The 21,203-nt window shown below is 63.4% G+C and carries 17 protein-coding genes; 11 read left to right on the top strand and 6 right to left on the bottom strand.

Annotated elements, in window-relative coordinates:
* Nucleotides 1-28 precede the first annotated feature (28 nt).
* The 4 genes from LVJ94_43530 (at nucleotide 29) to LVJ94_43515 (ending at nucleotide 6,055) form a co-directional block, all read left to right on the top strand.
* On the top strand, nucleotides 29-2,593 hold the full coding sequence (locus LVJ94_43530; GenBank protein WXB03765.1) for a protein kinase: 2,565 nt from the start codon (nucleotides 29-31) through the stop codon (nucleotides 2,591-2,593).
* A gap of 603 nt (nucleotides 2,594-3,196) precedes the next feature.
* The gene (locus LVJ94_43525) at nucleotides 3,197-3,736 is read left to right on the top strand and encodes a hypothetical protein (GenBank protein ID WXB03764.1); all 540 of its coding nucleotides are present in this window, start codon (nucleotides 3,197-3,199) and stop codon (nucleotides 3,734-3,736) included.
* A gap of 270 nt (nucleotides 3,737-4,006) precedes the next feature.
* Nucleotides 4,007-4,897, top strand: a complete 891-nt coding sequence (locus tag LVJ94_43520; GenBank protein ID WXB03763.1) for a hypothetical protein — start codon at nucleotides 4,007-4,009, stop codon at nucleotides 4,895-4,897.
* A gap of 717 nt (nucleotides 4,898-5,614) precedes the next feature.
* Nucleotides 5,615-6,055, top strand: coding sequence for a hypothetical protein (locus LVJ94_43515; protein WXB03762.1), 441 nt, complete (start codon nucleotides 5,615-5,617; stop codon nucleotides 6,053-6,055).
* 3 nt (nucleotides 6,056-6,058) lie between these two features.
* Here the strand turns inward: LVJ94_43515 and LVJ94_43510 are convergent, their stop codons facing one another.
* Nucleotides 6,059-6,667 carry a TRIC cation channel family protein gene (locus LVJ94_43510; protein ID WXB03761.1) on the bottom strand — a complete coding sequence of 203 codons (609 nt, stop codon included), beginning with the start codon at nucleotides 6,665-6,667 and terminating at the stop codon, nucleotides 6,059-6,061.
* 138 nt (nucleotides 6,668-6,805) lie between these two features.
* Between LVJ94_43510 and LVJ94_43505 the strand changes: the two genes are divergently transcribed.
* A complete protein-coding gene (locus tag LVJ94_43505; GenBank protein WXB03760.1) occupies nucleotides 6,806-8,188 on the top strand; it encodes a protein kinase in 1,383 nt (460 codons plus the stop codon).
* Between the two features lie 14 nt (nucleotides 8,189-8,202).
* Here the strand turns inward: LVJ94_43505 and LVJ94_43500 are convergent, their stop codons facing one another.
* Nucleotides 8,203-9,459 (bottom strand): MFS transporter, encoded by a 1,257-nt coding sequence (locus tag LVJ94_43500; protein ID WXB03759.1) that lies wholly within the window; start codon nucleotides 9,457-9,459, stop codon nucleotides 8,203-8,205.
* A 450-nt stretch (nucleotides 9,460-9,909) separates the two neighbouring features.
* Between LVJ94_43500 and LVJ94_43495 the strand changes: the two genes are divergently transcribed.
* Nucleotides 9,910-11,166 carry a glycosyl hydrolase gene (locus tag LVJ94_43495; protein ID WXB03758.1) on the top strand — a complete coding sequence of 419 codons (1,257 nt, stop codon included), beginning with the start codon at nucleotides 9,910-9,912 and terminating at the stop codon, nucleotides 11,164-11,166.
* Between the two features lie 52 nt (nucleotides 11,167-11,218).
* Here the strand turns inward: LVJ94_43495 and LVJ94_43490 are convergent, their stop codons facing one another.
* The 3 genes from LVJ94_43490 to LVJ94_43480 are packed head-to-tail and all read right to left on the bottom strand — an operon-like array spanning nucleotide 11,219 to nucleotide 13,830.
* Nucleotides 11,219-12,448, bottom strand: a complete 1,230-nt coding sequence (locus tag LVJ94_43490; protein ID WXB03757.1) for a DUF2252 domain-containing protein — start codon at nucleotides 12,446-12,448, stop codon at nucleotides 11,219-11,221.
* A gap of 48 nt (nucleotides 12,449-12,496) precedes the next feature.
* Nucleotides 12,497-13,654: a glycosyltransferase gene (locus LVJ94_43485; GenBank protein WXB03756.1), complete on the bottom strand. Its 1,158-nt coding sequence runs from the start codon at nucleotides 13,652-13,654 to the stop codon at nucleotides 12,497-12,499.
* Nucleotides 13,655-13,668: 14 nt separating this feature from the next.
* Nucleotides 13,669-13,830 carry a hypothetical protein gene (locus LVJ94_43480; protein WXB03755.1) on the bottom strand — a complete coding sequence of 54 codons (162 nt, stop codon included), beginning with the start codon at nucleotides 13,828-13,830 and terminating at the stop codon, nucleotides 13,669-13,671.
* A 146-nt stretch (nucleotides 13,831-13,976) separates the two neighbouring features.
* Here LVJ94_43480 and LVJ94_43475 point away from each other — a divergent pair, with 146 nt between their 5' ends.
* From LVJ94_43475 to LVJ94_43455, 5 genes are all read left to right on the top strand, one after another.
* Nucleotides 13,977-14,717: a metallophosphatase family protein gene (locus tag LVJ94_43475; protein ID WXB03754.1), complete on the top strand. Its 741-nt coding sequence runs from the start codon at nucleotides 13,977-13,979 to the stop codon at nucleotides 14,715-14,717.
* Nucleotides 14,718-14,781: 64 nt separating this feature from the next.
* On the top strand, nucleotides 14,782-15,120 hold the full coding sequence (locus LVJ94_43470) for a hypothetical protein (protein ID WXB03753.1): 339 nt from the start codon (nucleotides 14,782-14,784) through the stop codon (nucleotides 15,118-15,120).
* 688 nt (nucleotides 15,121-15,808) lie between these two features.
* Complete coding sequence (locus tag LVJ94_43465) at nucleotides 15,809-17,473, top strand: serine/threonine protein kinase (protein WXB03752.1); 1,665 nt, start codon at nucleotides 15,809-15,811, stop codon at nucleotides 17,471-17,473.
* Between the two features lie 74 nt (nucleotides 17,474-17,547).
* Complete coding sequence (locus tag LVJ94_43460) at nucleotides 17,548-18,450, top strand: tetratricopeptide repeat protein (GenBank protein WXB03751.1); 903 nt, start codon at nucleotides 17,548-17,550, stop codon at nucleotides 18,448-18,450.
* Nucleotides 18,451-18,461: 11 nt separating this feature from the next.
* Nucleotides 18,462-20,024, top strand: coding sequence for a hypothetical protein (locus tag LVJ94_43455; GenBank protein ID WXB03750.1), 1,563 nt, complete (start codon nucleotides 18,462-18,464; stop codon nucleotides 20,022-20,024).
* A gap of 3 nt (nucleotides 20,025-20,027) precedes the next feature.
* Here LVJ94_43455 and LVJ94_43450 read toward each other — a convergent pair whose 3' ends face one another.
* Nucleotides 20,028-21,068 carry an AraC family transcriptional regulator gene (locus tag LVJ94_43450; protein WXB03749.1) on the bottom strand — a complete coding sequence of 347 codons (1,041 nt, stop codon included), beginning with the start codon at nucleotides 21,066-21,068 and terminating at the stop codon, nucleotides 20,028-20,030.
* Nucleotides 21,069-21,203 lie beyond the last annotated feature (135 nt).

The following is a 21,203-nucleotide window of genomic DNA, read 5'->3' as shown; positions in this document are numbered from 1 at the left end:
AAGTCGCAACGTCGCGAGCAATCAAACGATGGCTTCTACCTGTCCGGATGAGGAAACGGTCGCCGAATTCATCGAGGGCGCGCTTCCGAGCGCGCCACGTGCGCATGTCGAAGGACACCTGGCTGCGTGCGCCATGTGTCGCCGCACCCTCATCGCCGCCGGGGCGCTCGCGAGCGATACCGGCGCGACGAGCACGCACAGCCTGACCGCGACCGACTTCGGACTATCGAGCGCCCTGGATCTCGTGCCGGGAACGTGCATGGGGCGCTACGTGGTCCGGGAAAGACTCGGCGCCGGTGCGACCGGCACGGTCTACGCGGTGCTCGATCAACAGCTCGACCGGCTCGTGGCCTTGAAGGTCTTGCGCTCGCACCATGACACCACCTTGCACCCGTGGCTGGTCCATGAAGCGAAGGCCATGGCGCGTTTGCGGCATCCGAACGTCGTCACGGTGTTCGATGTTGGCACCTTCGAGGGGCAGTCGTTCATGACGATGGATCTGCTGCAGGGAGGAACGCTGCGGCATTGGTTCCAGGCCGCAGCGCGCACGCCGAAAGAGATCGTGACGGCATTCTTGCAAGCCGGAGAGGGGCTGGCGGCCGCTCACGAAGCGGGTTTGGTGCATCGGGATTTCAAACCGGACAATGTGTTGATGAGCGATGACGGCGAAGTGCGAATTACGGACTTCGGGCTTGCCCGCGGAGTCCTCGAAACGGCATCGGCTTCCTGGTGCACCGAATCCACGGGCCGCGAATTGCCGCTCGTCAGCATCGTGAGCCACACGGGCATGCTGATCGGGACACCGGCCTACATGGCGCCGGAACAACTCACGGGGAGGGGAGCCGACGCGCGCTCGGATCAGTGGAGCTTCGCCGTCGCACTGTACGAAGCGCTGTACGGGCGAAGGCCATTCGATGGCGTCTCCGTCGTCGAATTGCGCGCCGCCATCGCGAATGGATCCATTCCGTTCGTGCCGTCGAGGGGTGATATCCCCGTCGCCGTGCACTCCGCCCTACGCCGGGCTCTGAGCATCGTGGCCGAAGAGCGATTCGCGTCGATGCCATCGATGCTTGCCGCGCTCCGCAGCGCGTGGGAACCTTTGCGTGAACCACGCGTCGTCCGACGGAGCCGTCGTTCCATCGCGGGTCTCGGTCTCGCCCTCGCGACGCTTGGCGGCGACACCGTAGCTCGCCCCCCTCCGCAAATCGCGACGGTAAACGACGTCAGCGACATCTACGTCGACCCTCATGCGGCGAACGGAGGGGTGGGGACGAAAACGTCACCCCTGCGCACGATCACCGCCGCCATCTCTGCGGCTTCGGGCCTGCGGGCACCCGCGCGCACCATCCATGTGGCCGAAGGACGGTATTCCGCGGCGACCGGCGAAACGTTCCCGTTGGTTCTGCGGGGGGGCGTTTCGTTGAGCGGAGCGGGGGCGGGGGCCACCGTTATCGTCGGAACGGGCCTCGTCGATACCGCCGGGCCGGGCGGAACCCTTTACCGCGGGGCCGTTCGTGCCTACGCCACCATCGTTCTTGGCGACGAAACCGCGACGACGGAACTTCGCGGCATCTCCCTGCAGCCTGGCGAGGGGATGCTCGCGGAGCATTTCGGAGTCGTTTGCGATCGGGGCAGCGTTCCCGGAAGCGGCTCGCCCAACACCTTCATCGAGGGTGTCGATTTCGGACCGGATTTCTCCGTGGGACTCGTGGCAAGCACCATTACCCGGCCCGCGCCCTCCGGGTGCAACGCCCGCATTTCCGGGTCCACCTTTCACGATTTGTATACGGGTATTTGGGCCGTAGGTTGTGGCGTTGGCGAGCACGAAGGCTCATCGTCCGTTTCCCTGGAAATCGGACATGACGCTTCTCCAGGAAATCTCTTTGCTCGCATTCATGGCACCAAACGCGACGGTGGCGCCATCGCAACGTGGAGCTGCACCTCCGTTCGGATCGAAGGGAATGTCGTTCGCGAAAGCGAGATCGGAATATGGATGACGCGGCACGCGGTCCAACCGGCGGGATATGCGGCCATCCGTCACAACGAGTTCCGCGATCTTTCGGTCATGGGACTTTACATGGAAGGGGCGTCGAGCCTCGACGAGCTTACGGACAATGTGTTTACGGGTATCACGAGCGGCTCGCATCCGACGCCGGCCGCTGCCGTCGTGCTCCACGCCATGGTGGCGAAGGGATTTCCTAGGTTACGGCGGGCGCGCAACAATCGAATCATCGAAAATGACACGGGTGTCGCCGTTCGGTCCAAGAGCTCTTGGCCGTCGACCAACGACGGCCCGATGATCGATTTCGGCACATCGAGCGATTTGGGCCTCAATGACTTCCATTGCAACGCGCGGGTTTCGGAGGGGACTGGGTACGACGTCATCATCGATGCGCCAGCGCTGGCCGCGCCACAGGCATCCTTCGTTGGAAATAGCTGGGACCATGATCCGCCCACCGTCGAGCATAGGCCTCGGCGCCCCTCCAACGGCGCGGACTTCATCTACCTGCACCCGACGAGCGGGCCCCTCATCGACCTTCGCGAGCCCGTCGGGCACGTATTGTGCTCATACGGCCGTACGGCAGGTCCATGATGCCCCTCTCGAAAATATTTTGAGACGGTCGCCTCGTGCGACGTGTCCAAGCCCTTGCAACGAGACCACGCTGGCCAGCGAGCTGCTTGCCGGTGTGGCCGCCGCGAAAGGGACGAGGACATGCACCGAACGACACGAAGCACCCGGTTCATACGGGCGAGTTACACGGCCGCGCTGATGGCGGCGACAGCCTGCCTTGGGTGCAGCTCCGGAGATTCGACCGGTGAAAACACGGGGCCCGGCGAAAACACAGGGACGGTGCAATCGAAGCTTGGTGCCAAATACATGCAACAAGCATTGGCTTGGCACAATGTTTCGACCGGCACGGTGTCATTGTGGCTTCTGAATTTGGAGAATCCTTCCCAAGTCGATGGAACCATGGACCTTGATTGGACCTGTGGTCCCGCCTGCCAGAGCGAATGGAAGGTCGTCGATACGAGTCTGGGCAGCGACGCCGCCAATATTCTTTGGCACAATGAGGTATCCGGAGAAGTTTCACAATGGGACATCGCCAGGGATGGCCGCGTCTCGTCGGGAGGCTCTCTGGATTGGCGGTGCGCTGCATCCGATGGCTGCTCGCAGGTCTGGCATCCCGTCGGGCGAATGCAGACGATTAGGCCGTGTTCGCCCGATCCGTGCGTCTCGTACCGATATCCGAATTTGACATGGCACAACCCCGGCACGGGCGAACTATCGTCATGGCTGATCAGCGGAAACACGGTTTTCGAGAGCCAGCCGTTCGACTCGCGATGCGGAGCCGGCAACGGCTGCTCGCAGGCCTGGCGTGCCGTAGGAGCGCTCGGCCTTGGCGGTGTCCTCTGGCACAACGTATCGACGGGGGTTCTTTCGGTCTGGAAGACCGGCCAGAACAACCACGTGACAGAAAGCTACAAGTTGGCCTTTGGTTGCGACGCGACATGCGCCGAGAAGTGGAAAACCATTGGCCAAGTCGATTTCGATCAAAACGGGACCATCGATCTGGCCTGGCACAACGTCGATACGGGCGAGGTCTCCATTTGGCTCCTGGACAACCAGGGAGGCGTCACGAACACGCCAACCCTCTCGTATCGATGTGACAGTACATGCTCGCAAACTTGGAAACCCCTCGGGTTCATCCAGTTTCCAACCCCCCCCGTGCCCTAGCAGGGGGTTGATAAAAGGGGGGGGGCAAAGAGAGATGGCCCAAGACTCGATTCTTACGGATCGAGCGCCTTGGCCCCGACGATTTCACGGCTACGACCGGTGTGCTCATTACAAATAAAAGGGGATCAGGATATGCATCGAATGATGGGAAGTGCCCGTTTCATCCGGGCGAGTTATACGGCCGCGTTGATGATGGCGATGGCCTGCCTTGGGTGCAGCTCTGGAGATTCGTCCGGCGAAAACACGGAGCCTGGCGAAAACACGGGGACGGTGCAATCGAACCTTGAAGCCAAATACGGCCAACAAGCGTTGGCTTGGCACAATGTCTCGACCGGCGCGGTGTCCTTGTGGCTCCTCAACGACCAGAATCCCAGCCAAGTCGAAGGGACCATGGATCTCAATTGGACGTGCGGGCCCGCTTGCCAGAACGAGTGGAAGGTCATCGACACGGCGCCTCCGGCCGACGGCGTGACCAACATCCTTTGGCACAATAAGGTGTCCGGAGATGTCTCGCAATGGAACATCGCCAGGGATGGCAGCGTCACGGCGTCAGGTCCCCTGGATTGGCAGTGCAGTGCCGCCACGGGCTGCTCGCAGGGCTGGCGCCCCCTCGGGCGAATGGAGACGAGCAGGCCCTGTTCCCCTACCCCGTGCGTCACGCACCGTTATGAGAATTTGGTATGGCACAACGCACAGTCGGGCGAAGTGTCGGCCTGGCTGCTCGGCGGAGGAAACACCGTCCTCGAAGCGCAGCCCTTCAGTTTTGGATGCGCGGCCGCCACGGGCTGCTCGCAGGCGTGGCGTGCCGTTGGGCCGCTCGGCCGTTACGGCCTCCTTTGGCACAACGCATCGACCGGGGATCTCTCGGTCTGGAAGACTGGGCACAACAACGAAGTTACAGGAACGCAAAACCTATCATGGACTTGCGGTCCGGATTGTGCCCAACAATGGAAAACCATTGGCCAAGTCGAATTCGATGGAAAGGGCGGCATCGATCTGGGTTGGCACAACATCGTTACGGGCGAAGTTGCCATCTGGCAGTTGGACACCGCGGGAACCGTCACGGGCACGTCGACCCTCTCGTTCAAATGCGACAGCACGTGTTCTCAAACGTGGAAACCCATCGGCTTTCTACGGTTCCCCGGCGCCCCGCCGCACTAGCATACTGTTGACAATGGATCGTTCCAGAGAGAACGCGTGATCGATGGCCCAAGGTACGATTTGTTTACCAATCTAGCGCCTTGGGCCTCGCCGAATTTTACTGCCGTTACGGGCGTGGTCATCACAAAAGGGGATGAGGATATGCGTCGAACGATACGAAGTGCCCGTTTCATTCGGGCGAGTTACACTGCCGCGTTGATGGCGGCGACCGCCTGCTTCGGGTGCAGTTCAGGAGATTCGTCCGTCGAAAACACGGGGCCCGTCGAAAACACGAGGACGGTGCAAGCGAATCTCGCTGCCGAATACGGGCAAAGAGCGTTGGCTTGGCACAATGTTTCGACTGGAGCGGTGGAATTGTGGCTCCTGGATGGGAGCAAGGTCAAGGGAACCCTGGCCCTCAATTGGACTTGCGGCCCCTCTTGCCAGAGCGAATGGAAGGTCGTCGATACGAGCCGAGGGGGATCCTCCAGGCCCAGTATTCTTTGGTTCAATTCGGTGTCCGGCGAAGTTTCGCAATGGGATATCGCCATGGACGGCAGTGTCTCGTCACCAGGGCCTCTGTCTTTTTCGTGCAGTGCATCCTCGGGCTGTTCGCAGAGCTGGCGCCCCGTTGGGCGGATGACTACGACCGTTCCTTGTTCGTCCGGTCAGTGCTTCCCTGATCAGTATCCTAGTTTGTTATGGCACAACGCAGGCACGGGTGAACTATCGACATGGATGCTCCGCGACACGACCGTGGTCGACACCCTGCCGCTCGATTGGGAATGCGCGACGGGCACCGGCTGCGCGCAGGACTGGTATGCCGTTGGGACGTTTGGCTATAACGGTGTCCTTTGGCACAACGTATCGACGGGGGTCCTCGGGGTCTGGCAAACCGGGGACCGGAACCATGTTAAGGGTAGCTACAACCTAAGCTCGGGCTGCGATTCGACGTGCGCCCAGAAATGGAAAATCATAGGCCAAGTCGACTTCGATGGAAAGGCGGGCCCCGATCTGGCCTGGCACAACATCGATACGGGCGAGGTCTCCATCTGGCTCACGGACCCCGCCGGAACCGTCACGAGCACCGCGACGCTCGATTGGAAATGCGACAGCACGTGCACTCAAACGTGGAAACCTCTCGGGTTCGTCCAGTTTCCAGACCCCCCGCCGCACTAGCCGTTAGCCATCCCCGCCGGCGATGGGCGCATTCCAGTGTCGCCAGAGGGCGAGCACGCGGACGGTGCAAATGAGTGCGGCGCCCACCAAGGATACGGGGCCGGCGGGGAGTGCGAACCGCGCTCCGAGGGTGACCACCATGGCTCCCGGCAGTGCGGCGAGCGCGTAGATTTCCTTGCGGAGGACGAACGGGATCTCGCGCAGAAGTACGTCCCGCAAGACGCCGCCGCCGATCCCGCCGATCATCCCGATCAAGCAAGCGGTATGCATGGGGGCGCCGTGGTCGAGGGCGGTGACGGTGCTGGCGGTGGTGAACAGGCCGAGGCCGACCGCGTCGGCCAACAAGACGGCCTTGCGCAATCGGGCAACGTGGGGATGCAGCCAGAACACGGCCAATCCGGCCCCGCCGGAAACCACGAGGTTGCGCCAATCGACCAGCGACGTTGGGGGGCGGATCGCGAGAAGAACGTCTCGCGCGATGCCGCCGCCCAGCGCCGTGACCATGGCCAGAACGACGACACCGAAAAGGTCGAGACGAGCTCGCACGGCGGCGAGCGCACCCGAAGCACCAATGACCCCCACACCGACCAAGGCCAACACAGTGAGCAGCACGGCAGGGCACCGTAGTACCCTTGGGCTCTCCGCGGAGGCGCATTTTGAGGTGCAACGGCATCGACTCAAGCGAGCCCGAACGGTCGCGCGCCCGGTTCGTCGCTTAACCGCCGCGCCGTGCTCCGCTATCCTTCTCCCATGCTCACGCCCCCCATTCCCGACGACGAGGCGAAGCGGCTCGCGCTACTCAAGGCTTGCAAGATCATCTACACGCCGGCCGAGGAAGCGTTCGACGACATCGCTCGCCTCGCGGCGGAGATCTGCGGTACCGAAATCGCACTGATCACCCTCGTCGACGCCGACTACCAGTGGTTCAAGGCGCGCGTCGGCGTCGAGGAGGTCGGGACGCCGCGCGATCTCTCCTTTTGCGGGCACTGCATCAATCATCATCACCCACTCGTGGTCCCGGACACCCACGCCGATCCGCGCTTTGCGGACAATCCGCTGGTGACCGGAGCGCCGTATCTTCGATCGTACGCGGGCGTGCCGCTGCTCGTGGAGGCCGGCTCCTCGGTCGGTGCTCTTTCGGTCGCCGATCGCAAGCCGATGGTGCTGAGCGAGAAGCAAATTTCCTCGCTCGAGCTCCTCGCCCGTCAGATTTCGCGCGAGCTCCGGCTTCGACGCGATCTGGAGCGCGCCGGGGCGAACGTGTCCGGCGAAGACTTTCCCGTTGCGCCGGGCGCGATCGTCGGCGGGCGCTGGCAGGTGACGCGGATGCTGGGCAAAGGCGGCACCGGTGCGGTTTTCGAGGCGCGCGCCACGGACGGAGAGCGCGTCGCCGTCAAGGTGCTGCTCCCCGAGTGGAAGGCGAGCGAGCAAGTCGTCGAACGCTTCGCGCGCGAGGCGCGGGTGCTCATGCGCCTTCGCACCCGGCACGTGGGCAAGCTATTCGAGGTCGGCAACCTCGGGGCGCGCGAGGGAGGGCTCCCGTTTCTCGTTCTCGAGCTGCTGGAAGGCTCGGACCTCGAGAACCTCCTCCGCGTGAGCGGCCGTATTCCCGTGCACGACGCTTTCTCGTGGTGCGCGGACGCCTGCGAAGGGGTCGCCGAGGCGCACGAGCTCGGTGTCGTCCATCGGGATTTGAAGCCTTCGAATGTCTTCCTCGCGTCCGGTGGGGACGAGAGCGTCATCAAGGTCATCGACTTCGGCATCGCCGCGGGGGATCCCGGCATCGGCAGTCGCTCGAACCTCACGGCCAACGAATCGCTCATGGGCTCCCCGGCCTACATGGCGCCGGAGCAGATGATGGCGTCCGCCGACGTCGACGCGCGGACCGACGTCTGGTCGATGGGCGTGACGTTGTACGAGCTCATCACCGGCAGCTTGCCGTTCCACGGCAACACGGAGCTGGAGCTGTTCGCCAACGCGATGACGAAAGAGCCTATTCCGCTTGGTGCCCACCTCCAGGCCCCTCCGCAGACGGTCGAGGCCGTGCTGCAGAGATGCTTGCGACGCACGCGCGATGACCGATTCGAGTCGATGTCGGCACTCGCATCGGCGCTCCGTGCGGCGATTCCCTGAACGCCGAAGTCCGCTCAGGTCGTCGTGGCACGCAATCGTGCGAACAGGATGGCACTCACCGATACGAATGCACCCGCGGCCACGGCCAGCGACGTGTGGACGCTGACGATGCTTCCCACGAGCCCCACCGTGATGCCGCTGAAGGCCCGCAATCCGGCGGCGGCCATGTTGTAAAGGCCGAGTACGCGACCGCGCGTGGCCTCGGGCGCGTGCATCTGCACCAGCGTTTGCGCCATGCTGCTGAACGAGAGCTCGAAGAAGCCGGCCAGGAAGAGAAGCGCGATGGCCAAGGCATACGTGTGCACCAACGCGAAACCGAAGAGCGCGGCGGACCAGCCCATGGCGAGCATCGCCGCGGCGCCCGGGCTCATTTTGAAGATGCCGCCGCGGCTCTCGAGCACGATGCCCGCGAGCAGGGCTCCCGCGGCATCGGCGGCGAGCAGCATCGTGTAGGCCGTTCCGGGATCGCCGTGCCCGAGGTCGTTGGCAAAGCCGGGCATTTGCGCCTGGTAGCTATTGCCGATGAAAAACGATGCCCCGCCCACGAGGAGAATCATGGTCGCGAGGAGGGGAATGGTGCGCACCTCGCGGATGGTCTGCACGATGTCCGCGAACCCGCGCACCGCGCGCTTTGGCGCGGAGCTGCCTCCGCGAAAGTGGCGACCGTAGGGCGCCGCGATCAACCAGAGGAGAAGGGGGAGGTAAAACACGGTGTTGAAGAAGATGCCCCGCGTTGGACCGAGTGTGAGCATCACCACGCTGCCGACGCCGGGCCCCACGAGGACACCCAGGTAGCGCGCCGTGGCCGCGAGCCGCACGGCACTCGGCAGCGCGGCGGGGCCGACGATGTCGTAGAGCAGCATCTGGCTCGAGGTCACCCACAAGACGCCCGCGCATCCGTGAATGACCAACAGCACCATCGCATGCCACATTTGCAACGTATCGGTGACGAAGAAATAGCCCCACCCCGCCGAGGCGACGATGAAGAGAACGGCCCCCGCCTGAATGAGACGCCGCGAGTCGAGTCGATCGTTGAGCGCCCCGATGGCCACCGAAAACGCGAGGAATGGCAGCCAATGCGAGACCACCGCGAATCCGCCGAGCGCGGGCGAGTGAAACTTCTGGAAAACGACCCAGTAACTTATCACGTGCTCGATGTTGTCGGCCATCATGGTCAACATGAACGTGAGCAGGTACGCGCGGTATCCACGCAGCGCGAGTGCGCCAAAGGCTTTTGGCGCTACGGAATCGGTCGAAATCGAAGCAGTCATCGAGACGGGCCTTTTTTGCGGGATTCAAGGCCGGTATTAGGGCCAAACCCTCACCGCGACCACCCACCTGCGCCCCGCGACCGTGAGATGATCACGATCATCGTTGCATGGGTAAACCGTCGACCTTATCTCGCGGCCTGGGCGTCTTTCTTTACATCCAATTCAGAAATGCTGCTATCTCGCGCCGATGATCGCGGGCCGCTCGTGGCGACTCCCTGATCGCGTCGATCACGTTGCGTGATCCGTGCGATCAGGTCTTGGACCAGCTGCAGCGCGTTGGGGCGCGGGATTTAGCTGAATATCGGCGAAATTTGGAATTGGTACTTTCGTTGCTCCGAGCGTTGCGAGCCTGCTCGAGGACCGTCCCGGTTTCCTTCGATGCGCAGGAGAAAGGGGCACGCAAAAATGCGTCTATATTCGGTTCTACTCGGCACGACCTTGGTCGCGTCCATGGCTTTTGGATGTGAACAGGCGGATCGCTCGGAGGCTGGCGAAGGCCAGGACGCGCTGACGGTCGATTGCTCGAATGCCACCGATTGGGCTGCGGGTATTGCCTATTCCGTGGGAAAGGTCGTTCTGTACGGCGGCAACGCCTATCAATGCCTTCAGGCGCACACCAGCCAAGCCGATTGGACACCACCGGCCACACCGGCCCTGTGGACGGCTGCCACCTGCAGCGGTGGTGGCGGCGGGAGCGATGCAGGCACGGACAGCGGTGGTGGCGGCGTCGATTCCGGACCTCCGCCACCTCCGCCACCGCCTCCTCCTGGCGGAATCCTCTTCAGCCCATACAAAGATATTTCGATCAATATGGACTGGAACACCAGCGCGATGCGGACCGCGGTGACCGGATCCGTCATCCCGCTCGTGGGCAGCAATGGCTTGATCCCTGGCAAGTCCAACCTTCGCGGCGTCACCTTGGCCTTCGCCACCGGCGAGTGTGGCAGTGAAAATTGGGCGGGGGTAACCCGGAGTGCCTTTGCCAGCGCCAACATCGCGGGGCTCGATTCCAACGGAGTGAGCTACGTGGTTTCCACCGGCGGCGCGGCCGGTTCCTTCCGTTGCTCCAGCCAGTCCGGTATGACCAACTTCATCAACCAGTACATGTCATCGCACCTCGTGGGCATCGATTACGATATCGAAGGAGGCTTGTCTCAATCCGATATCGACAACTTGGTGGCACAGACGAAGTCGGCCGAGTCTCAATTCCCGAATCTGCGATTCTCCTTCACCCTCGCCACGTTGGCCGCATCCGACGGCAGCCATGGCGGGTTGAATTCGCTGGGAGACATGGTCGTGAAGTCCATCAAGGCGGCCGGTTTACCGCGCTACACCATCAATTTGATGGTCATGGACTACGGCAACACGTCCCCGTCGGTGTGCGTGGTCCAAAACGGCACGTGCAACATGGGTCAATCGGCCATTCAGGCGGTGCAGAATCTGCAGTTTGCATATGGAATTGCCGCCAGCCAGATCGAGCTGACGCCCATGATTGGACAGAACGACACGGTGAGCGAGGTGGTCTCGCTCACCGACGTCGACACGATCAGCAACTACGTGAAATCGCAAGGCCTCGCGGGTGTCCACTTCTGGTCTCTGGATCGGGACGCACCGTGCCCGGGTGGCTCCACGTCGTCGACCTGCAGCTCGACGTCCAACCCGTCGCTTGCGTACACGAACCGCTTCCTGAGCGATTTGGGGAACTGAAGGGCCGGTGCCATCCGTTGACCGGGCGCCCACCGAAGGGTGGGCGCTCGTCTCAATGGGAGGCTGCGTTCCAGGCTTCTTTCCAGCGCGTGGCCAGGGTTTGGGACGTGCCTTGGAGCCAGGTGCGCATGGGGGCCTTTTTCACGGTGGCCCATGCGCTCGTGTGGAGAAGGGCGAGCTGGCTCGCTTCCACGTCCAGGACCTTGGCGAGCTCGCTGGCGTCCAACTCGTCGAGGTTGGGGGCGTCGCGCAGGAGTCGGTCGCGGAGCATGAAGTGCGTTCCGAGAAGGGAGACGCCGAAGACGTCGGCGGGATCGGCGTCGTTCCAGAATGCGCGCTTCAAGGTGTCGAAGCGCGTGCTGGGATCAAGGGTGCGCGTGTGCCGGCCCCAGGTCACCCCGGGCGAGGCGAGTTCCTTCAATTCGAGAATGGTGCGCGCGGAGGGGGAATCGACCAGCACCCAGATGCGCCGGAGGCCGCTGCTGCCGCCCGTCGTTCGGGCATAGTCGGCGACGTCTTTCACCGTGACGTTGCCGAGGCGTGGGTCGCCGGCGATGGCGGATACCGTGGCCGCGCGGTCGGCGGGGGTGGGGGACGAGAGGTCGGTGGCATCGCCGAGCACGAACGCGCCATCCTTCGTGTACTTGGTGAGGCCCTTCTCGCGCTTCTTTTTCCAGCTCGGCGCCAGATCGGAATCGATGCCGGTCGCCCTGGAGGCGTCTTTCACCGTATCGACGTAGCGCTCGAGTGCGCGTTTGGTGAGCGCATCGTTTCCGTATGCGAGCGTGACCGCGGCAAAGAAGCGTGCGGCGTCGAAGGCCGCCGGGCAATAGCCGGCATCGTCGAGATCGTTGATGGCGAAGCGCGTTCCACTCGGCAGCTTCATGAAGCCGAAATTCTCGGGGTGCGCGTCTCCGACGCACAAAGTCTCGCCACCCGGCACGCGGGATGGCGGCACGCTGGCGAGGTCCGCATGGTATGCCGCATCGAACGCGCGAAAGAACGAGAAAGCGTCCTTCTTGGCGGCCTGCCACTTGATCTCGAACGCGGCCTCGTCGAGCTCCGGGTTGGTCGCCCGCAGGCGGGCGCGATCGGGCACGGCCCCCAGTTCGGCCGCGGAGAGCGGCCCGGGCGCGGCCCCCAGTTCGGTTACCTCGAGCGAATTGTCGTTCGCCGACGCGCCGTCTCCGTGAGCCCCCGCGCACCCTCCGATACCAAAGGAAAAAGCAAACAGCGAAATCCGCAAAAGCTTGCCGAGCATGGTGGCCGTCAAAATATCCATTTTCCGAGACCGCGCTTCACGAATCGCCGGCTCGGGCGAGATACGCCCCTACGGTATTATTCGATGTTCGCGTTCTTCTTCGCGGGTGAGCCAACCTTGGCGGCGAAGGGTCAATAGGCCAAAAGCATCGAGGCCGTGAGATAGGATATCGACGGCAAGGAGGCCGAAGGTCACCCTCCGAGGTCGGCCTGCACGATGCAGAGAACGCGCAGCGCCGAGGATTCGGCGACCGCACCATGCCGTCAGCACCAAGCCTGGTGCCAAAAACTCACCGCATGCCGCCAGCACGATGAAGTACACCGCCGCAAGAAGAAATCCGAGACGGAGCACCACCGAGACGGTGACGCAACGGGCGAGGTATGCGTGTTGCCAGAGCCATCCCCCGGTCAAGGCGGTCAGGTGCTCCCGCCAACTGTTGCGTTGATGGCGTAGTCGCTGCCGGAGCATGCCCCCCAGCGTGTTGGGAAAACGCGACCAAACGTGAGCATTCGCCTGCAGGACGGTGTGGTAGCCCGCACGAAGGGTCAGTGCTGCAAGTCGGGTGTCATCGCCGGGGCCGCAGCGCACGCCGAGGAAATACTGATTCACGAAGTCGGGGCCGATTCGATGCAGCAGCTCGCGCCGATAGACCGCGGTCCGACCCGGCAGGCACCCAAGTGCCCGGCCACGGACGGTCTGCGCGGCCATCACGGCGATTGGTCCCTTGCCGCATCGAAGTTGCTCCCAGAATGTGACCGGTTCGAGAACGAACGACTGTGTCGCCACGCCTCCGATCGCCGGATCCGCGAAGGGCGCGCTGACCACGTCCACGAGGTTGCGCGCCCACACCGTGTCGGAGTCGACCAAGGCGACGAGGTTGGCGGTGACCGCCTCCCACCCGATCTTGAGCGCTTGCCGCTTGTCGCGGTGAGGGACGGTGATCACCCGGACGCCGCAGGCGCGCGCGACCTCGATGCAGGCGATGTCGTCTTCGTGGATGACGCAGACTACTTCGGCCAGGTCGTTGTTCCGCCAAGAGCGCAGGGCACGATCGAAGAGGCGCGGATCTTCGCGGTACACCGGGCACACGGCCGCCATGGGCTCCCGATGACCGCGTCGGGCGGGCCGGTATTCGCGGGCGGCGTGCATGCGGTTCACCCGCTCGATGTGACCCACCGCGGCCAACACGATGGCCGGCAGCAGGTGCATCAGCACATGCGGCGTCACGCTTGGTCCTGCGGTCAGGGCAAATCGTCGGGGAGGGGATCTGCGAAGTCGGACAGGTGCAGGAAGCCGAAGGTGTCACTGTCGGCGATGGTCAGATCGTCGGTGCTCACGTCGAACAGTGGGTAGTCGTCGTCCAATTCGTAGCCCGGGTGCTGCGCACGGTCCTCGTGGTTCATCGTCCCCTCCCTCGCGCGGGCACGGACCCCCGCCGAACGCGGCAGCCTACACCAAGTCCTTGCCCGGTGCTCTCCCTCTGCGCGGGCATTCCGCTTGCGCCGGCTCACTTCTGGACGTGGAGCTCGTCCGAGACTACTGTCCCCGAATGATTCGGTACGCAGTCGTTTCCGACGTGCACGGCAATCGGTGGGCTCTGGATGCCGTCTTGCAGGATGCACGGCGCCGCGGTGCCGATGTGCTGCTCAACCTTGGCGATGCCGTTTATGGCCCGCTCGATCCAAGTGGCACGGCGGCCTTGTTGCGCGACGCTGGACTTTCGAGTCGCCACATTCGGGGCAACGAAGACCGCGTCATCTACGAGAGCGACGCGGATGCGAGCCTGCACGGTTCCCTGAAGTTCACGCGCGGCGCACTTTCGGAGGGGGACGTCGCATGGCTGCGCAGCTTGGCTCCTCATGCCACGGTTGCGGATGTGCGACTTTGTCACGGAACCCCCGAAAGCGATGAAGTGTACCTGCTCGAACAGGTGACCGAACACGGTGTCGCCTTGCGTGATCGCGAGAGCCTCGCGACACTCGTTCGTGGTGTCACCGAGCGCGTCTTGTTGTGCGGGCACACACATATCCCGCGATTGATCCAGCTCGATGCCCTCGTCATCGTCAACCCGGGCAGCGTGGGTCTGCCCGCATATTCCGATGTTCGGCCGCATCCCCATCGAATGGAAACGGGAAGCCCCCACGCGCGGTACGCCATCGTCAGCGTAGGGACGACCGTCTCGGTGGACCTTATCGGCGTGGCCTACGACTGGGATACCGCGGCCAGGGTCGCATCGAAGAATGGGCGCCCCGATTGGGCGGAGGCCCTGCGCACGGGCCGCGCCGTGTAATTCGAGCCCCGCACGGCTCTGTTCTGTTCTTTTGACGCCAGTCAAAGTAAGTACGGGCCGCAAGGTGACGGCGTTGGAGCAAATGTTGGAAACGGCGAACGGCCGCTCTCGGAGCGACAAGGACGCGGAGCGACCGCGGCTGGAATCGGCCGTCCGTGAGTACGCACATGGCCTCACCGCCGGCGGTGTCGTGCCCAGCCACGTGCCCCTCGAGCAGACCGTTCAAAACGTGAAAGACATGGTCCGGTACGGCTTCTTGGTTCCCTGTGTCCTCTCGGGTCCCGAGCCATGCATCTTGTTCGTCCCGCGCTCCACCAGCCCGGAGCTGGGCGGCCCCTTCGATCCCATCGCCCTTCTCGGCGGGAGGGGGCTCGTGTTCGACAACGTCGCGTCAACCTCGTAGGTGCGCGGCGATGTTGCACGGAGTGCGCCGTCTTTGACGAATTCGATATTCAATTAGAATGGACCTGACCGACGCGTCGGAGGGGCTCTCACCGTGGCGTACTTCGTTGAATTGGCGACGCTACGGACCTTGATCTCGCCAAAGTTCCGAAAGTTTCGGTGCGGTCGAACCGCGGCAGCGAGGTAATCCCGGCGGGGCCGGCGCCAGGTTCGGTTCTGAGGACGAGGATCGCAATAGCTTTCGGCGTCCCTCGTGTCATGCAGCTGGCAAGGGCGCCGGCCTCGCCGGGATTTTCCCGTTGCCGCTGCTCGCCTTTCGCGAGAGTTTCGATTCGGAACGTAATCTCAAGCCGTTAGTTAATTGCCAGGATACGCCATAAATACGATTCAATTCTGGCCGCCCGTACACACTGATTTTTTTTAATTCAAAAGGTGGTAACGCCAGCGACCAGCAAGCCGTGGACGACGATGTCTCCGCGCCGGAAAGATATGCCGTACCTGGCGTCATGACGTCGAAGTTCGAAGATCCTTGAAATCGCGCAGCGCATGAATACGTTCGACGTAGTAGGTTCCCGTCGGGCTACGGGTGCGATCGCGACATGCGATGGGGGACGATGTTCACCGTTCGATATACTTCCAGTGTGCAAAATCCCTGCTACCGTCCGGGATTCCGCAATATGGGGATTTGAATGCGGATTGGCCGGTATGAATTGGTGGCGGAGCTTGCGCGTGGCGGCATGGGGATCGTGTACCTTGCCCGCGTGCAGGGGCCTGGCGGCTTCAGCAAGCTTCTCATCATCAAAGAGTTGAAGCCCGAATTCGTCGACGATCCTGCGATCCTCTCGATGTTCGTCGAGGAAGCGCGCCTCGCGGCCCGCCTCCAGCACCCCAACGTCGCGCAAACGATCGAGGTCGCCCAGGAAGGGAACCGTCCTTACATCGCGATGGAGTACCTGCAGGGGCAATCTCTCGCCACGATTCACCGGCGGGCGAAGGGCAAATTGTCCTCGGAGGCCTTGCTCCGGGTCATCATCGAGATGCTGCGCGGGCTGCACTACGCGCACACCCTCACGGATTACGATGGCGCCAACCTCGGGCTGGTGCACCGTGATGTCAGTCCGCACAATGTATTCATTACCTACGCCGGCGAGGTGAAAGTCCTCGATTTCGGCATCGCGAAGGCCGCCGACACCCAGCTGGAGACGAGAACCGGGGTGCTCAAAGGCAAGGTAGCCTACCTCGCGCCCGAGCTCGTTCACGGCCGGGAGTACGATGCGCGTGTCGACGTGTTCTCCGCGGGCGCCATGCTCTGGGAGGCCGTCGCGGGCCGTCCGCTCTGGCGGGGGTCCAAGGAAGTCGACGTACTCCACAGCCTGATCAACTGGGAGGTTCCCCGCATCCGCTCGGCCTGTTCGGACATCTCGGACGAACTTGCGAACATCTGCGACAAGGCCACCGCCCCGAACCCTGCCGAACGGTACGAGTCGGCCGAAGCCCTTCATTTGGCCCTCGAGACGTACCTGGCGGGCCAGCCCGGCAAAGTCAATTCCCTGCGCGAGATCGGCGTCACCATCGCCGAGGCCTTCAAGGAAGAGCGCGAGCGGCTGCGCCGCATCCTCGAGCGCGCGCTGCAGGATTTGAAGAATGGCGAGGGCGATCGCCTCGCGGTCATCACCCCGCAGCAAGGAAATTCCCAGCTCACGTCGTCGAGCAAGTCGATCAGCTGGCCCGTCACCCGATCCCCCGCGGTCGAGGCCCTCGCGCCCGAGCGAGGTGGCCACAAGACGGGGCGCATGCTCGCAGGCGCTTTGTCGGTGCTCGCTTTGTCGGGTACCGGCTATTTCGTCTTTCATTCGAAAACGGGTGCTCCCGCGGCACCCGAGGCTCCCGTGCAGGTACAATCAACCGTCGCACCCAGCGGCTCGTCGCCGCCCGTCGCGCCGAGCCCCACGCCGCCGAACACATTTGCCCTCGTCGTGCGCACGACGCCTCCCAATGCGAAACTCACCATCGACGGGTTTAGGGCGCAGGCTCCCTACTCCTCGCGATGCCCTGCCGGCCAAGCGCTGACCATTGGAGCCAATGCGGACGGCTTCGTTCCAAAGCTCGAAGAGGTCGTGTGCAATGACGATATCGCACTCGACATCGCCCTCGAGCGGCAGCCCGCCGCCGTGGTAGGACATGCCCGCCCGCCGGTGCGCGCGCGCGCAGCCGTCAACAATGCAGCGGCGAGCCCCGTCGCACCCCCCACGACTCCTTCTGCCCATACCCCCGCCTCCACCGACGTCGATCCCGCCGGTGGAAAGCGGCCCATGCGGCCCATCGATCCCAACAACCCCTACGGCAACCAATGAATCCAACCTGCCTCGGTCTAGAGAGTCGGCGGCCGCGAACAGCGCGCGGCCGGCGCATCGGTCCTGCTTTGCTGATGCCAGCGCTCCTCTTTCTCGCGGTGCACGCGCACGCCGACGACAAGAAGTCCGCGGGGTCCCATTTTCAGCGCGCCGTGACACTCTATGGGGAGGCCGACTATGGGGCGGCCCTCGTGGAGTTCAAACAGGCTTACCAGCTCTCCCCCAATGTGAATGTTCTCTACAACATCGCCCAAGCGCAATTTCAGCTTCAGCGCTATGCGCAGGCTCTCTCCACCTTCGAGCAGTACCTCAGCGAAGGAGGGGAGTCGCACCGTCCCGAGGTGCTCGAAGTGGTTGCCACACTCCAATCGCGCGTGGGCCGGCTCGACATTCACTTCAATGTGCCCGGCACAGAGCTGCAGATCGATGACGAAGAGGTCGCGGCCAAGCGCCTTGGCAAACCGCTGACGGTCAGTGTGGGCCGCCGTAAGCTCGTCGCTTCGGCGCGCGGTTACCATCCCAAGACCCAATGGATCGACGTCGCGGCGGGCGAGAACGTCAGCGTCGACGTTCGGCTCGACGCCTTGGAGCCGACCCCCGCGGCCGTTCCGAAAGAGCCCGTGCTTGCTCCGGCCAAGAACGCCGACGCGAAGCCGCGCGAATCGCAGGGCGGCCCCGTCGTGATTGGCTGGACGGTCACGGCGGCCCTCGCCGCCGCGACGGCGGTAACCGGGATTTTCGCGCTAAAGAGCGCTTCGGATCTGAAGTCGGCGCGTGACGCGTACCCTGCCGACAAATCCGACATTGATTCGAAAGCATCGAAAGCGACCACGTTTGCCGTGACAACCGACGTTTTGGGTGGATTGACCCTCGTCGCGGCCGGCGTATCGCTCTATTGGACCCTGACGCTCCCTTCGAAGAACGAAGCCAAGGTCAGCGTCGCCCCGACGGGCATCCGGTTCTCCGGCTCTTTTTGAGGCGAGGTTTCATGCATCTCCATCGTAGCGGTATCGTCGTTTTTGCCTTCGCGACGGCCTCGTTGCTGGCCGCGAGCGCATGCACCGCGCTCTTGGATCGCGACTCCAAGCAATGTTCGTCGGACGGCGAGTGCAAACATTTCTCCCAATCCGCAACGTGCGTGGAAAACGTATGCAAGGTCGCCTCCCAATCGGATGCCGGCCTCGGTCCGCCCGGGTGTTTCAGCGGGACCCCCAAGACCGACCTCGAGTTTTACAATCAGTGCACGACGGCCGATTTCAAACAGTACGACAACTGCCATAGCCTCGGCCTGTGCGATGGCGCCGCGTACGATCCCGCCGCGCTGGTCGACCCGCCCGACGCGGGAAGTGAACCGCCCTCCGACGGCGGGGTCAATTTGCCGACCGCAAAGTGCTACGACGCGAACGAGCGCCCCAAAGTCATCTACATGCAGGGCTCGACGAACTTCACGCCCTTCATCCAGGCGATGGCGCCGCTCGTGCACGCGCGTGGTTACACCATCGTGTGGCAGCCCACGAGCTCCTGCGCCGGAGCGGCGGCGGCAGGTTTCGATACGCCGGCCAAGACGCTCATGCGAAATCCGACGAACGCCTCGCAAAGCCCCGCGTCGTATTACGATGCGAACGGCAACGGCACGCCGTGCCTTTTGGGATCTGGGCCGAATAGTCCCGACCCCAACGGTGAGACGACCGACGTCGGAGAATCGGACGTCTTCGCGGCGAGCTGCGGAAATGCTGCGTGGGTTCCCGGTGCCGGGGCATTTGCGAGCATTGGTCACTCGACCGGCCCGATCCAAGCCATGGTCTTCGCCACACCACCGGGGTCCGACCAGCGTGCGATCAGTGCGGAAGCCGCGCACATGGTGTTTGGAATGGGCGGCAACGGGGGCGTCGCAAAACCTTGGATCGATCCCAACTTCATTTGGAACCGAAGCGCGACGACGGGGACGAACAACATTCTCTCGCGCGGCATCGACGTGCCGCCCACGCGCTGGTGGGGGGTCGACAAGAAGACGGGGCCCGCCATGCGCGATGCGATCCTCACGGCGAGCGTGGACGTTGCGAAGAAGACCATCGGCACGATGTCGCTCGACCTCGCCGACAAGGTCAAAGCGGGGTTGCACATCCTCTACTTCCAGGCCAGGGGCCAGATTGCCGGCTTCTTGCCCGATTCGTCGCCCGCCGCCAACGACAAGAAGAACGTGCGCGATGGCCATTACCCGCTGTGGGGCCCCATCCACCTCTACACCAAGCTACAAAATAGCCAGCCGTCGCCGGCCGCCGCCGCGTTTCTCTTGCCGTTCGCCGTTCCGAACCAAGCGCTTCTCGATGCCACCATCGCGGGAGGCTTCGTCCCGCTCTGCGCGATGTCGGTGAGCCGCGACACGGAAATGGGGCAGCTCAAATCGGCGGAGCCCGATTTTCAATGCCATTGCTACTACGAGAGCAAGGTTGGCGGCGCCGCGCCCAAGGATTGCAAACCCTGCGGCGGGCCATCCGAATGCTCGTCCGACGCACCGGCATGCAATATCGGCTTCTGCCAAAAGAAATAGCGATCAGCGGGCCCGGCTCAGGAACTGGGTTCGGTATTCGCTGGGGGTGATCCCCATCCATTTGCGGAAGGCGCGGGTAAAATTGGCCGGGTCGGCATAGGCAAGCCGCTCGGCCACGTGTTCGATGGCCAGTGCGGGGTCTTGGAGGAGGCGCATGCTCTCGTGCTGGCGGAGCTCGTCGAGCACGCGTTGGAAGCTCGTGGCGTGTTCCGCGAGGCGCCGTTTCAAGGTGCGCGAGGAGACGAACAGGCGGGCCGACACCTCCGAGGCGCTATGGTATCCGCCGCCCGGCTTGGGCAGCGCGGCCCGCACGCGGCTCGGAAAATCGCCCTCGAGCCCCAGCAAGGCCAGCTCGCGCTCGCACTGCTGGCGCATCATTTCCGCGGTGATCGGATTGCACGCGCGCAACGGACGATCGAGCAACTCCGTGGGAAAGAAAAGGCGGTTGGCCGCCATGTCGAAGTGTGCGGGCGGAAGGCGGGAACGATACGATGCGTAGTACTCGGGTTCGGGATAGTCGAACCATAGTTCGAGATCGGCGTCCGAGCCCGGGCGCCGCCGTTCCAGGATCTCCGTGGCGAGATGCATCGCCCCCACCAAGGCGATCTCGAGGGTCTGTCGGCGAAGGGATCCGAGGGACGTTGCCTCTGCCACCTCGAGTGCGCTCCTCGGCCTTCCTTCGATGAGCGACAATTTTACATTGGGAAGACGCACCGGTAGAAACTTGATTCCGAATGCCACCATTTCGCGGATGGATCCGAGGCTCATCGCCCCGAGCCCGAAGAGCCCGTGCATGGTGACGCCACAGCGAAAACCGATCTCGTAACCGAGTGCGCCGTCGCCCGTCAGGCGCACGGCGCGGTAGAGCAAGCGATCGAGCTGCACGAGGGAGAGTCGCGCGTCGGGTGTGTTCCACACGGTCTCCGGAATCTCAAGTTCCGAAAGCATCGCGGCGCGCGTGGCACCTCGCTCGAGCGCGAGATCGAGGATGAGCACCCCGTAGACGATCGGCACGATGGGGCGTGTGAGGTCTTGCCGTTTCATCTCTTCTTAACCGTCATGGCCAATCTTTCCTGTTGGCGCGAAATGACAAGTACTTTGGCACACCCCTCCCTCACGACGCGCCGCCCACCGGTTCGAGAATGCGTGAACCAACGAGAAGAACCCGGGTTTCGAGGG

The sequence above is a fragment of the Sorangiineae bacterium MSr11367 genome, from assembly GCA_037157805.1.
Taxonomy (GTDB): domain Bacteria; phylum Myxococcota_A; class Polyangia; order Polyangiales; family Polyangiaceae; genus Pendulispora; species Pendulispora rubella.
The sequence above is the reverse complement of the archived record's forward strand: the minus strand, read 5'-3'. Positions and strand labels throughout refer to the sequence as shown.